This window comes from Sandaracinus amylolyticus (assembly GCF_021631985.1).
Classification (GTDB): Bacteria; Myxococcota_A; Polyangia; order Polyangiales; family Sandaracinaceae; genus Sandaracinus; species Sandaracinus amylolyticus_A.
In genome coordinates, this window is sequence record NZ_CP070225.1 from 10,277,436 (window position 1) to 10,289,991 (window position 12,556).

12 protein-coding genes are annotated in these 12,556 nt (G+C 73.1%); 6 read left to right on the forward strand and 6 right to left on the reverse strand.

Annotation, left to right across the window (positions count from 1 at the left end; translation table 11 throughout):
* Positions 1 to 18: 18 nt before the first annotated feature.
* Positions 19 to 792 carry an SDR family NAD(P)-dependent oxidoreductase gene (locus I5071_RS43730; protein ID WP_236519353.1) on the forward strand — a complete coding sequence of 258 codons (774 nt, stop codon included), beginning with the start codon at positions 19 to 21 and terminating at the stop codon, positions 790 to 792.
* 103 nt (positions 793 to 895) lie between these two features.
* Here I5071_RS43730 and I5071_RS43735 read toward each other — a convergent pair whose 3' ends face one another.
* Both I5071_RS43735 and ppsA read right to left on the reverse strand, forming a co-directional pair.
* Positions 896 to 1,213, reverse strand: a complete 318-nt coding sequence (locus I5071_RS43735) for a hypothetical protein (RefSeq protein WP_236519354.1) — start codon at positions 1,211 to 1,213, stop codon at positions 896 to 898.
* Positions 1,214 to 1,254: 41 nt separating this feature from the next.
* Positions 1,255 to 3,651, reverse strand: coding sequence for a phosphoenolpyruvate synthase (gene ppsA, locus I5071_RS43740; RefSeq protein ID WP_236519355.1), 2,397 nt, complete (start codon positions 3,649 to 3,651; stop codon positions 1,255 to 1,257).
* Between the two features lie 83 nt (positions 3,652 to 3,734).
* On the opposite strand from ppsA, the gene I5071_RS43745 reads away from it, so the two are divergent.
* Positions 3,735 to 4,517 carry an SDR family NAD(P)-dependent oxidoreductase gene (locus I5071_RS43745; protein ID WP_236519356.1) on the forward strand — a complete coding sequence of 261 codons (783 nt, stop codon included), beginning with the start codon at positions 3,735 to 3,737 and terminating at the stop codon, positions 4,515 to 4,517.
* A gap of 40 nt (positions 4,518 to 4,557) precedes the next feature.
* Positions 4,558 to 5,325 carry a hypothetical protein gene (locus I5071_RS43750; RefSeq protein ID WP_236519357.1) on the forward strand — a complete coding sequence of 256 codons (768 nt, stop codon included), beginning with the start codon at positions 4,558 to 4,560 and terminating at the stop codon, positions 5,323 to 5,325.
* Here I5071_RS43750 and I5071_RS43755 read toward each other — a convergent pair.
* The 3 genes from I5071_RS43755 to I5071_RS43765 all read right to left on the reverse strand — a co-directional run bounded on the left by I5071_RS43755 (position 5,264) and on the right by I5071_RS43765 (position 8,646).
* Positions 5,264 to 5,950: a helix-turn-helix transcriptional regulator gene (locus I5071_RS43755; RefSeq protein WP_236519358.1), complete on the reverse strand. Its 687-nt coding sequence runs from the start codon at positions 5,948 to 5,950 to the stop codon at positions 5,264 to 5,266. The genes I5071_RS43750 and I5071_RS43755 overlap by 62 nt on opposite strands.
* Positions 5,951 to 6,031: 81 nt before the next feature.
* On the reverse strand, positions 6,032 to 7,453 hold the full coding sequence (locus I5071_RS43760; RefSeq protein ID WP_236519359.1) for a hypothetical protein: 1,422 nt from the start codon (positions 7,451 to 7,453) through the stop codon (positions 6,032 to 6,034).
* A 596-nt stretch (positions 7,454 to 8,049) separates the two neighbouring features.
* Positions 8,050 to 8,646: a hypothetical protein gene (locus I5071_RS43765; RefSeq protein ID WP_236519360.1), complete on the reverse strand. Its 597-nt coding sequence runs from the start codon at positions 8,644 to 8,646 to the stop codon at positions 8,050 to 8,052.
* Between the two features lie 80 nt (positions 8,647 to 8,726).
* Between I5071_RS43765 and I5071_RS43770 the strand changes: the two genes are divergently transcribed.
* Both I5071_RS43770 and yedA read left to right on the forward strand, forming a co-directional pair.
* On the forward strand, positions 8,727 to 9,467 hold the full coding sequence (locus I5071_RS43770) for a glutathione S-transferase family protein (protein WP_236519361.1): 741 nt from the start codon (positions 8,727 to 8,729) through the stop codon (positions 9,465 to 9,467).
* Positions 9,468 to 9,545: 78 nt separating this feature from the next.
* A complete protein-coding gene (gene yedA, locus I5071_RS43775; RefSeq protein WP_236519362.1) occupies positions 9,546 to 10,457 on the forward strand; it encodes a drug/metabolite exporter YedA in 912 nt (303 codons plus the stop codon).
* 102 nt (positions 10,458 to 10,559) lie between these two features.
* On the opposite strand, the gene I5071_RS43780 is transcribed toward yedA, so the two are convergent.
* Positions 10,560 to 11,900: a sigma-54 interaction domain-containing protein gene (locus tag I5071_RS43780; RefSeq protein ID WP_236519363.1), complete on the reverse strand. Its 1,341-nt coding sequence runs from the start codon at positions 11,898 to 11,900 to the stop codon at positions 10,560 to 10,562.
* Between the two features lie 177 nt (positions 11,901 to 12,077).
* On the opposite strand from I5071_RS43780, the gene I5071_RS43785 reads away from it, so the two are divergent.
* Positions 12,078 to 12,338 (forward strand): 4Fe-4S dicluster domain-containing protein, encoded by a 261-nt coding sequence (locus tag I5071_RS43785; protein WP_236519364.1) that lies wholly within the window; start codon positions 12,078 to 12,080, stop codon positions 12,336 to 12,338.
* The last annotated feature ends 218 nt before the right edge of the window (positions 12,339 to 12,556 follow it).

Below are 12,556 nucleotides of genomic sequence, written 5' to 3' on the forward strand. Positions count from 1 at the left end.
GGCCACAGATCGGCTCGAATGACACGGACTGCGCTGGTCACCGGAGGCAATCGAGGCATCGGTCTCGAGGTCTGTCGCGGGCTCGCGGAGCGCGGCTTCCGCGTGCTGCTCGCGTCGCGCGATCGCGACGAGGGCGAGGCCGCGGCGCGCTCGTTGCGCGAGGGCGGTCACGACGTGCATGCGCGCGTGCTCGACGTCACCGACCGCGAGAGCATCGCCGCGCTCGTGTCGTCGATCGCGGGCGACACGCCGATCGACGTGCTGGTGAACAACGCGGGGACGTCGCTCGACGGGTTCGACTCGGAGGTGGTGCGACGCACCCTCGCGGTGAACCTCGAAGGCGTGATCGCGCTGACCGACGCGCTCTCGTCGCACCTCGCCGAGGACGCGCGCGTCGTGATGGTCTCGAGCGGGATGGGCGAGCTGCACGGGCTGCCGCCCGCGATCCTCGCGCGCTTCGAGCCACCGCGGGATCGCGCGCACGTGCTCGCGGCGGTCGACGAGTTCGCGCGCGCAGTGCGGGCCGGACGAGAGCGCGACGAGGGTTGGCCCCGCTCGGCGTACCGCATCTCGAAGGTCGCGCTGAACGCGATGACGCGCGTCTACGCCGAGGCGCTGCGCGGGCGCGCGCGGGTCGTCGCGGTGTGCCCCGGATGGGTGCGCACGCGCATGGGCGGTCCGGGCGCGAGCCGATCGCCGCGCGAGGGTGCGGCGGGGATCGTGTGGGCCGCGACGACGTCCGATCTCGAGACCGGACGCTTCTATCGCGACGGCCGCACGATCCCGTGGTGACGCCTCGAGGGCTTTCGAAAGATCGGCTCGCCCGCTGGTCCCTACCGTCCGCGCGCGAAGCGCGCCCGCGTCCGGGATCAGCGGGACGAGCACTCCGGAGAGCTCAGCTCGGGCAGCAGACCGAGCCCTCGATGCCGGAGGGCACGTTGCCGATCGGCGCGCCGCCGCTCGGGCACACGTAGTCGGGGCGGAGGGTCGCGCCGTCGCCGATGTCGCCGACGACGGTGCCACCCTGCGCGGTGCACTCGTCGGGCGTGAGCAGCGCGCGCTCGGTCGCGCCGGAGCCGGGCTCGGTCTGGCTCTCACCCGCGGGCTCGTTGCCGGTGGTCTCACCGCCGGTCGTCGACTCCTGCGACGACGACGAGCCCCCACCACAGCCGATCACCAACACGAGCGCGAGCATGGAGAAGTGCGTACGCATATGGCGCGCATGATAGACGCGACCCGTGCTCGCGCGAGAAATCAGCGGCGCGATGCGTCGAGCATCATCTTCCGCTCGGCGCGACCGATCGCGGCGCGCGTCGCGAAGAGCGCGTCGGGGGTCACGCTGATCGAGTCGATCCCGAAGCGCACGAGGTGCGACGCGTAGTCGGGGTACGTCGAAGGCGCCTGCCCGCACAGCGAGCTCGTCAGCCCGCACGCGCGCGCCGCGTCGACGATGCGGCGGATCGTGTCGAGCACCGCCTCGTCGCGCTCGTCGAAGATCTCGGCGCACACCGCCGAGTCGCGATCGACGCCGAGCACGAGCTGCGTGAGATCGTTGCTCCCGATCGACACGCCGTCGATGCCGAGCTTCGCGTACTCGGGGATGCGGAACACGACCGAGGGCACCTCGGCCATGACCCACTTCTTCAAGCCGCGCTGGCGTCCGAGCGCGTGCTTCGCGATGCGCTCGAGCACCGCCTCGAGCTCCCACGGCGTGCGCACGAACGGGATCATCACGTGCACGTTGGGCTGCTGCTCGCGGACCTGCGCGAGCACGTCGAGCTCGAGCCCGAAGATCGACGCGTCCTTCACGTACCGGAACGCGCCGCGGTACCCGATCATCGGGTTCTCCTCGTGCGGCTCCCAGTCCTTGCCGCCGCGCAGCGCGCGGAACTCGTTCGTGCGGAAGTCGTAGGTGCGATAGACGACCGGCCGCGAGCCGAACGCGCGCGCGATGCGCAGCACGCTCTCGCGCATGCGCGCGACCACCTCGCGGCTGCGACCTTCTTCGATCAGCGTGCGCGGGTGCGCGCCGTCGAGCGCCTCGACGAGCATCGACTCCGCGCGCAGCAGGCCCACTCCGTCGATCGGCGCCGCCGCGATCTCCTCGATCCCCTCGGGCGAGTGCACGTTCACGTAGAGGCTCGTCGCGAGCGGCTCGACCGCCGCGACCGCGAAGAGCTCGCCACGCGTGCTGACCATCCGATCGGCCGCGCCGCCCACCTGCGCGAACGGCGAGAGCGGCGCCGGCCCCGCTTCGATCACCGGCTCGCGCGGGCCGGGCGTCGCGATCGCGCTCGCCCCGACGATCTCGCCCGCGAGCACGCGACCCGCGTTGCCGTCGACCGTCACGACCTCGCCGTCGCGCAGGAAGCGCGTCGCGTCGCGGGTGCCGACGACGCACGGGATGCGCAGCTCGCGGCTCACGATCGCGGCGTGGCAGGTGACGCCGCCGGCGTCGGTGACGATCGCGCCCGCACGACGCAGCGCGGGCATCCAGTCGGGGCTCGTCATCGCCGCGACGAGGATCTCGCCCTTCTCGAGCAAGTGGCCCTGCTCGGCCGACGCGAGGATGCGAACCCGCCCGCTGCGCCGCCCCGGTGACGCGCCGAGCCCGCGCAGGAGCGGCGCCCCCGATCCGCGATCCTCGGTGCCTCCGCGCGCGTGCTCGAGCGCCGTGATCGGACGCGACTGCACGATCCAGATGCGCCCGTCGGCGATCGCCCACTCGATGTCCTGCGGCTTCGCGTAGTGCTGCTCGATGCGCGCACCGAGCCTCGCGAGCGCTTGCAGCTCGCGGTCGTCGAGCGCGCGACGGCGCCTCCGCTCGGGCTCGACCTCGCGCCGCACGTTCCCGACGATCTCCGTCGCCTTGGTGCCGGTCCGCGCGCTCAGGATCGCGCCGCTCGACTTCTCGACGACGTAGGTGTCGGGCTCGACCATGCCGCCGACCACGACCTCACCGAGGCCCCACGACGCTTCGATCACGACGTGATCGCGCTCGCCGGTCGCGGGGTCCGCGGTGAACATCACGCCCGCGCGCTCGCTCTCGACGAGCCGCTGCACGACGACGGCGATCGCGGGCTCCTCGGTCAGGCCCTGCGCGGCGCGATACGCGACCACGCGACGCCCCCACAGCGACTGCCAGCAGCGCTGCACCGCGTCGACCACCGCGGCATCGCCCGCGACGCCGGTGAACGTCTCGTTCATCCCCGCGAACGACGTGCCCGCGGTGTCCTCCATCGTCGCGGAAGACCGGACCGCGACGCGCGTCGTGGGATCGCCGAGCGAGCGGTACGCGCGCACGATCGCGGCGCGCAGCGCGTCGGGCAGGCCGGCCTTGGCGACCATCGCGCGCGCCTCGTCGGAGGCTGCCGCGAGCGCGCCGGCGTCGTCGGGATCGATGCTCGTCGCCCGCTCGATCAGCGCGCGACGTACGCCGGCCTTCGACATCGCGTCGAGGTAGGCCTGCGCGGTGACGACGAAGCCGGGAGGGACGTCGATGCCCGCGGCGCGCAGCTCGCCCAGGTTGGCGCCCTTGCCCCCCGCGATGCGCACGTCCGCCACGCGCAACCGCGAGATGTCGCGCACCGCCTCGTCCTGCTCGCGCCGGCGCTCTCCGTCCTCTCGGCGTTCGATCTCGGGCTCGCGCATACGTTCGACGTAGGCGCGGCCGCTGCGTTGGCGAGATCCACGCTTGCCCGCGCGATGCCCGTGCGTAGCTGCGCGGAGCGAACATGGGAAAGCTCGACGGCAAGATCTCCATCGTCACCGGCGCGGCCGGAGGCATCGGCGCCGCGACCGCGGCGCGCTTCGTCCGAGAGGGCGCATCGGTGATGCTCGTCGATCGCGACGACGCGGCGCTCGCCGAGGTCGCGCGCGCGATCGGCGGTGATCGCGTGGCGTACGTCGCGGCCGACGTCTCGGATCCCGATCACGCGCGGCGCTACGTCGACGCGACGGTGCAGCGCTTCGGCGGGATCGACGTGCTCTTCGCGAACGCGGGGATCGAGGGGCGCGTCGCGCCGCTCACCGAGTACCCGGTCGCCGACTTCGATCGTGTGCTCGCGGTGAACGTGCGCGGCGTGTTCCTCGGGATCCAGCACGCGGCACCGCACATCGCGCTGCGTTCTCGGGGGCAGGGCGGCGGCGGGAGCATCGTGATCACGTCGTCGGTCGCAGGCGTGGTCGGCTCACGCGGCCTGTGCGCGTACATCGCGAGCAAGCACGCCGTGATCGGGCTGATGAAGACGGCGGCGTGCGAGCTCGCGCCGCTCAACATCCGGGTCAACACGGTGAACCCCGGGCCGATCGAGAACCGGATGATGCGCTCGATCGAAGATCAGGCCGCGCCGGGGCACGGCGACGACGTGAAGAAGGGCTTCCTCGGGATGGTGCCGCTCGGCCGCTACGGCACGAACGAGGAGATCGCGAACGTCGCGCTCTTCCTCGCGAGCGCGGAGTCGTCGTACTGCACCGGCGCGGTGTTCCTCGCCGACGGCGGCTTCGTCGCGCAGTGAACGGGAATGCGAGCGCGGTGTGGAGGCGTCGTGGGCTCCGATGCCTGCACGTCTCCGGCTCGCGATCGTGATCCTGCTCTGCGCTGCGCCAGCGGCTGCGCAGGGGCCCGAAGCGCCGCTGTCGATCGCGGCGCCCTGGAGCGATGTGCGCATCACGCGCGTGACGGTGCGCGCGCCCGACGGCACGATCGTCGAGGAGCAGGCGTGCACACCGACGTCGGACGCGCCGTGTCGTCAGACGCGCTCGTACTGGCGCGGAGAGGGCGAGTACACGATCGCGGTCGAGACTTCGGAGCGGACGCGTCTCGAGCGCTCGTTCGTCGCGACGGGTGAAGAGGTCGCGGTCGTGTTGCGCACGGGTCACGTGTACTACGACGACCCGGTGGAGCTGCTCGTGACGGTGGCGCGCTTCGATCCGGGCATCCACATCGAGCGCGCCACGTGGACGCTCGTGAACGACTCAGGGCGATGGCTCGTGCTCCGTGGCCAGGACCAGGGCATCCCCGGCTGGCAGGCCGATCGTCGCAGTGATCCGTGGTCGATCGTCTACGACTGGATCCCCTACGGCCCGTGCCCGAGCGGTCGATTCGAGGTCGAGGTCCCGCCCGGGGCGCGTCATTCCCTCGACCGAAGCGCGGTCGGCGTGTGGCACGACCCTGCCGACACGTTCCTGCTGCGCATCGCGGACGCGGGCGACGACACCCGCGGCGTATCGAACGAGTGGGTGGTGCCGATCGCGGTCGCGATCAGCCGCGCCGTCCCCGAAACGGCGGGGCGACGGCCGATGGCGTCTCTTCGCGCTCGGTGACCACCTCCGCGCGCGCGATGCGGTGCAGGCGCAGCTGGCGCGCTTCGTTCTTGTCGAGGTCGATGCAATTGAGCAGCGTCTCGCCGCGCTCGAGCACGACGCTCTCGATGCGCACGACGCGCTCGGTCTCGAGGTGCTCGCGGCTCACGTAGACGATGCGCAACGCGCGGTTCTCGAAGAACGCGCGCTCGAGCGCGGCGCGCACCTTGTCGTCGCTCGGCTGCGCGGGGACGCCGACGAACTTCACGGTCTCGAGGAGCTGCTCGAGCTGTCGCTGGGTCGCGGTGGGGAGCGCGCCGCGCACCTTGTCGAGCGCGCTGTGCAGCGTCGTGGTGAACGGCAGCACGCGCATGTCGGTGGCCCAGCGTCCGAGCGCGAGCAGCAGCGTCGCCTCGCGCGCCGTGAAGTTCACCGGCGGCAGCGCGTAGGTGCGATCGAGCGCGTACCCGCCGCCGCGACCGCGATCCGAGTGCAGCGGGAGCGACGCTTCGCGCAGCGCGTCGAGGTCGCGATAGATGGTGCGCACGCTGACGCCGAACCGCTCGGCGAGGAGCTCGGCAGTGACGCCGGTGCGGCGCGCCCGGAGCGCTTCGGCGATGGCGAAGAGCCGTTCGGTGCGGGTCACGAGGAGAGCAAAGCTGACAGAATCATGACAGCACCGCCAGAGGCGTGGCTCGGCCCGACGCGCCGGGGCGCGACGGCGTGCTCAGCGCTTGCCGCGCGTCGGGCCGCGCACGACGATGCGGCTGGCGTCGCGCTCGCGATCACGCGACGACGGCGCGGGCACGATCTCGCTCGGGCGCGGGACGCGGACCACCGGCGTCGGCGCGAGCGTCGCGAGCGCGGCGGCGACCGCGTCGGCCATCGTCGCGGGCGTGCGCTTCGTGCTCTGGCGCGACGACAGCGCCTTCGCGACCACCGGGCGTGCGCTCGGGAGCGGGTCGAGCCGGAACGATCCGGCGCTCGGATCGTCGCGGCGCGTCACGCGCGCCTCGCTGCTCGCGGGAGGACGCCACTCGCGCAACGACGCGGTCGGGTCGCCCTTCGCGCGTCGCGTGCGGGGGCTCGTCGGCGGCGGAGGCAGCGTGAAGGTCGAGGGCGGGGTCACGTCGCGGCGCGGCGTCCGCCCGTCGCGCGCGAGCGCGACCGCTTCGCTGATCGCCTCGCCCAGGTTCCGCGCCGGCGCGGGCTCGTCGTCCTCGTCCTCCGCGGCGATCGTCGCGGCCACGATCGGGCTCGCCTCGACGAGCTCGTCGTCGTCGACGTCGACGCCGGGATCGCTCGTCACGACCAGCTCCGCGTCCTCGACGTCGTTCTCCTCGACGAGCTCCGCGTCCTCGACGTCGACACCGGGATCGCTCGTCACGACGAGCTCCGCGTCTTCGATGTCCGCGCCGGGATCGCTCGCCAGGACCAGCTCCGCGTCCTCGACGTCGGTGATCGGCTCGCGCGTCACGCGCGCGATCGACGCCACGAGGCGCGCCGGCACATCGCCCTCCGCCGCGAGCCGCGCCTCGCGATCGAAGCGCTCCTTCCAGCTGCGCTCGTCACCACCCGCGATCAGATCGAGCTCGGCGAGCACCTGCGCGCGCTCCCATCCGAGCGGCATCAGCGCGACGATCCCGGGCGCGCTCCGGACGCGCACCCATCGCCGCGGCTCCCCGTGCTCGCGCATCAGCGCGTGCACTGCCGCGAGCAGCGTGTCCACGTCGAGCTCGCCCGCGCGCGCCGTGCGCACCATCCCGATGCGCGCGTGACGCGCGACGCGCCGCACCCGCGCCACGCTCCCCGCGAGCTGGATCTCCCATGCATCTCCCGCGTTCCGCGCGAAGAGCGGCGTTCCGTCGAGCGCGACCGCGAGCCGCGTCGTGGTGCGCAGCACGTCGAGCTCCTCGCCCTCGTGCAGCTCGACGACGCGATCACGCTCGCGACGTGCCTTCGCGATCGCACCGTCGCCCGCGAGGTAGTACGCGGAGAGCACCGCGCCGCGCAGCGTCGGCTCGGGTGGCAGCGCGAGCAGCGGGCGCAGCGCCGGCGGCAGCGTGCTCGGCGCGAGATCCGGCGCGAGCCCGATCGCGCGCAGAGCCTCGAACATCACCCGCCAGTCGGGGTGCAGCTCCTCGTCCACGACGAGCTCGAAGCGCGTCGTACTGCATGGCGGCGCCACGCTCGCGCATCCGAGCAAGAGGCGCGCCCACACCGCGCACCCGAATTCCCCACACTCCGCGCGATGAGTGGCTGCTCGAGGAGCCGGATCGCGGAGCGCAGCGCGCTCCGTGCGCTCAGATCGACAACATCGGTTCGCCTGCGCTTCGCGCGCTCATCGGCGGGACGAGCACTCCGGCACGGACTCACGACAAATCGGCTCGCCCGCCGGTCCCTCCCGTCCGCGCGCTTCGCGCGCTCCCGTCCGGGATCGGCGGGACGAGCACTCCGGCACGGACTGACGACAAATCGGCTCGCCCGCCGGTCCCTCCCGTCCGCGCGCTTCGCGCGCTCCCGTCCGGGATCGTCGGGACGAGCACTCCTGCAAGGACTGACGACAAAATCGGCTCGCCCGCCGGTCCCTCCCGTCCGCGCGCTTCGCGCGCTCCCGTCCGGGATCGTCGGGACGAGCACTCCGGCAAGGACTGACGACAAATCGGCTCGCCCGCCGGTCCCTCCCGTCCGCGCGCTTCGCGCGCTCCCGTCCGGGATCGTCGGGACGAGCACTCCTGCAAGGACTCACGCGTAGTCGAGCACCAAGCGCCCGGTCGTGCGCATCTCCTCGACGATCATCGCGCCGGTCTGCGCGAGCCGCGCGCGCGGCGGGCACACGTGCGGGACCCGCTCGCCGATCATCCGCGCGATCTCCTCGTCGCGCGGCTCGATGCGCATCGCGACGCGATCCTCGGCGAGCTCCTCGAGCTCGTAGCGCGCGAACGATCGCAGCGAGACCAGGAAGCGCACGATCGCCGCGGTCCCGACGCCGTGCTGCGGCCCCGCGACGCCGACTGCCGCCACCGCGTCGACGGGATCACCGCTCGCGACGAGCCCGACGCCCTCGCGCCCATCGTGCGCGCGCCATCGGAACACGAACGTGGCCGCATCGCGCGCGAGCGTGCGCACCTCGTCGAGCTCCGCTCCCTCGCGCACGACGACGCGCAGGTAGGGATCGTCGTGTCCCTCCATCGCGCGCCATCCACGCGCTTCGAGCGCCTCGATCAGCGCGCGCCGTCGCGGGTCGTCCCATCCACCCGCCAGACGCGCCTCGATCGCCTCCCAGCGATACTTCTCGGGGAAGGGCCCCTTGGGCCACCGACGCGCGCTCGGCTCGCTCACGGCGCGAAACCTGACACGCACCTGACAGAGCGCCAATGCACGGTCCTCCTCGTCGAACACGACGAAGGAGAGAGACGAACATGACGACGACACTGACGCTCTGCGAGCTCGGCGAGACCGGCATCGAAGGGCTCGAGAGCTACTCGCCGTTCTGCCTCAAAGCGCACCGCGCGCTGCGCGCCGCTGGGCTTTCCTACGAGCGTCGCACCAGCGCGCGCCCCGACGCGTTCAAGGCGCTGAACCCGACGGGCCAGGTGCCGGTGCTGCTCGTCGGCGACGAGCCCATCGCGGACTCGACGCGCATCGTCGCGCGCATCTCGGAGCTCGGTCGCTCGCTCGACGCGGGGCCCACCGGGCGCGAGCGCGCCGAGGCGTGGCTCTGGGAGGAGCTCGCGGACACCGCGCTCAACGGCTTCCTCGTCGCGTCGCGCTGGGCCGACGCGCGCAACTGGCCTGCGGTGCGCGAGGCGTACTTCGCGGAGATGCCCGCGTTCATCCGCGCGATCGTCCCGGCGCGCCTCCGCGCGAACGTGGTCGCGACGCTGGTCGCGCGCGACGTGTGGCGCGCCGGCGAGGACGAGTGCTGGCGTCGCTTCGATGCGCTCCTCGATCAGCTCGAGGCGCGCGCGCCCGAGCGCGGCTGGTGGGTCGGGGATCGCCTCAGCGTCGCCGACGTCGCGCTCTTCGCGCAGCTCCGCTCGCTCCGCACGCCGCTCACGCCGTGGCAGGCCTCGCGCGTCGAGGCGCGCCCGACGCTCTGCGCGTGGCTCGATCGCGTGGACCACGCGACGCGCGCGCCCGCGGTGGCGCTCGCCGCCTGATGGTCCAGCGCGGTCCACGCCGTGCGGCCAGGGTGGTACCTCCCGGTCCGATCCACTGCGGACCAGAGTTCCGGCGCCGTGACCACCCCTGCCGCCACCGCGTCGCCCGCTCCGGCTCCCTCCACGCCCGCCGCGTCGCTGCCCGGCCACGTCCTCGTCGCGCTCGCGCTCGTCTACGTGATCTGGAGCTCCACGTACCTGGCGATCCGCGTGATGGTGCGCGAGCTGCCGCCGCTCGCGACGGGCGGCGTGCGCTTCGTGATCGCGGGCGCGGTGCTCCTCGCGATCCAGCGTGCGCGCGGAGTGGCACTGCCCACACGTCGCGAATGGATGGCTGCGGTCCCCGTCGGCGTGCTGCTCTTCGGCGTCGGCAACGGCTTCGTGATGCACGCCGAGCGCAGCATCTCGTCGGGCATCGCCGCGGTGGTCTGCGGGACGACGCCGCTCTGGGCCGGCGTGCTCGGTCCGATCTTCGGTGAGCGCGCGACGCGTCGCGAGTGGCTCGGGATGGCGCTCGGCTTCGCGGGCGTGGTCGTGCTCTCGGCGGGCGGCGATCTCACGAGCGATCCGCTCGCCGCGGCGCTGCTCCTCGTCGCGCCGCTCGGATGGGCCGCGGGCTCGCTCTGGGCGCGCAAGCTCCCGGTCGCGCGTGGTCCTTCGGGCGCGGCCACCCAGATGATCGCGGGCGGCATCGTCATGCTCGTGGTCGCGTCGCTCTCGGGCGAACGAGCGCCCGAGGTGATCTCGTGGAGCTCGGCGTTCTCGTTCGTCTACCTCGTCGTCCTCGGCTCGCTCGTCGGGTTCAGCGCGTACGCCCACCTGCTGCAGAACGCGCGCCCTGCGCTCGCGATGAGCTACGCGTACGTGAACCCCGCGCTCGCGGTGCTGCTCGGCGCGGTGCTCGGGGCGGAGCACGTCGGCGTCGAGGTGATCGCCGCGACGGCACTGATCGTCGGCGCGGTGGTGCTGCTCGTGCGCAGCAAGCGCTGAGTCGAAGACTGCCCAAAGCTCGGCTCGCCCGCCGGTCCCTACCGTCCGCGCGCTTCGCGCGCTCCCGTCCGGGACCGGCGGGACGAGCACTCCGGTAGGGACTCACCGACGACGAAGCCCGAGCTTCTCCATCTTCGATTGCAGCGTCGTCGGCGCGAGCCCGAGGCGCGCCGCGGCGCCGGTCGGTCCGTACACGCGCCCGCCGCACGCCTCGAGGGCTTCGGTGATCAGCCGGCGCTGCGCGTCGTCGAAACGCTCGATCATCGTCGACCGCGCTGCGCGACGCGGCGGTGGCGCGCCGAACGTCGCGGGGAGCTCGATCACGTCGCCGCGCGTCAGCACGAGCGCGCGCTCGATCAGGTTCTCGAGCTCGCGCACGTTGCCGGGCCAGTGCCACGCCTCGAGCCGCGCCACGTCGTGCGCGTCGAGCGCCGGCACCGCACGACCCATGCGCGTCGCGATCCTCAGCAGCGCGGCGCGCGCGAGCGGCTCGACGTCCTCGATGCGATCCCGCAGCGGCGGCAGCTCGATCGGCACGACGTCGAGGCGATAGAAGAGGTCCTGCCGGAAGCGCCCCGACTCGACCATCTCCTCGAGCGGCCGGTGCGTGGCCGCGACGATGCGCACGTCGACGCGCACCGTCGCGCTCCCGCCGACGCGCTCGAGCTCGCCCTCCTGCAGCGCGCGGAGGATGCGCGCCTGCATCGCGGCGCCGAGCTCACCGATCTCGTCGAGCAACAACGTGCCGCCGTGCGCACGCTCGAACACGCCGAGGTGGCGGCGCACCGCGCCGGTGAACGCACCGCGCTCGTGCCCGAAGAGCGCGCTCTCGGCGAGCGTCTCGGGCAGCGCGCCGCAGTTGATCGCGACGAACGGACGCCGCGCGCGCGACGAGCGTGCATGGAGACGGCGCGCGATCACCTCCTTGCCGGTGCCCGACTCGCCGCGGAGCAGCACCGTCACGTCCTGCGCGGCGACCAGCGGCACGATCTCGTGGACGAGACGGCGCATCGCGGGTGACGTCGCGACGATCGAGTCGGGCGAGGCCGCGCGATCGAGCTCGTCGCGCAGCCGCGCGCTGTCGCCGAGCGCACGGCGCGACACCGCAGCGACCCGGGCGAGCGCGTGCACCTGCGCGAACGATGCGCGCACGACGCGCGTGATCGCGTCGCGCAGCGGCTCGCCCCACGGCACGAGCGCGTCGAGCTCGGCGTCGTCCGCCGCGAACGCGCAGACGAGCGTCGTGTCCTCGAGCGGGATCGTGAACGTCGCGCGCATCGGCGCATCGCGCACGACGACCCGCGGCGCGTCACCGCGCGCGAGATGGACCAACGGGAGCGCGGCAGCGAGCGCGGCCGCGATGCCCGACGCGAGCGTGGCCTCGGTGTGCGCGCGCTCGGTCACCGACGCGAGCGCGGCGAGGAGCGAGAACGCTCGGGCCACGCGCGGATCGTCGAATGGCACGCGCGAACGCATGGCACCGGCGGGCCGTGGTCGCAACGGCGGGCCGTGGTCGCGCCACGGCGGGCCGTCGTCGCGCGGTCTCGATCGCGCGTTTTCCGTGCGAAAACCGCACGGCGCACGGTCTGCGATGGCCGGCGATCCCGAGGAGGTCCTTCGATGGCCTACGTGATCGCCGAGCCCTGCGTCTCCGTGTGTGATGGTGCTTGCACGAAGGTGTGCCCCGTGGACGCGATCCACGGGCCCGCGCCCGACGCGCCGAAGATGCGCCTCCAGCGCTACATCGATCCCGAGACGTGCATCGGCTGCGCGGCGTGCGAGCCCGAGTGCCCGGTGAGCGCGATCTTCGACGAGGACGCGCTGCCGCCCGCCTGGGCGCGCTACCGCGAGCTCAACGCGCGGTTCTTCCGCGACCAGTGAGGGGGTCCAAAAATCGGCTCGCCGGCGCAGGGCCCTCCCGTCCGCGTGCGCCGCACGCTCCCGTGCGGGCCCTCCGCCAGCGAGCACTCCAGCTCGACTGAGGTCCCGGGTTCGGCGATGGGGCTCGCAGCCGCGGCGCCCCATCGCGCGACCTCCGCGCCACGTCCCTGCTCGGAAGCGCAGTGCCGCGTGCGTCCGCGCAAACCGCGGAATTCCGC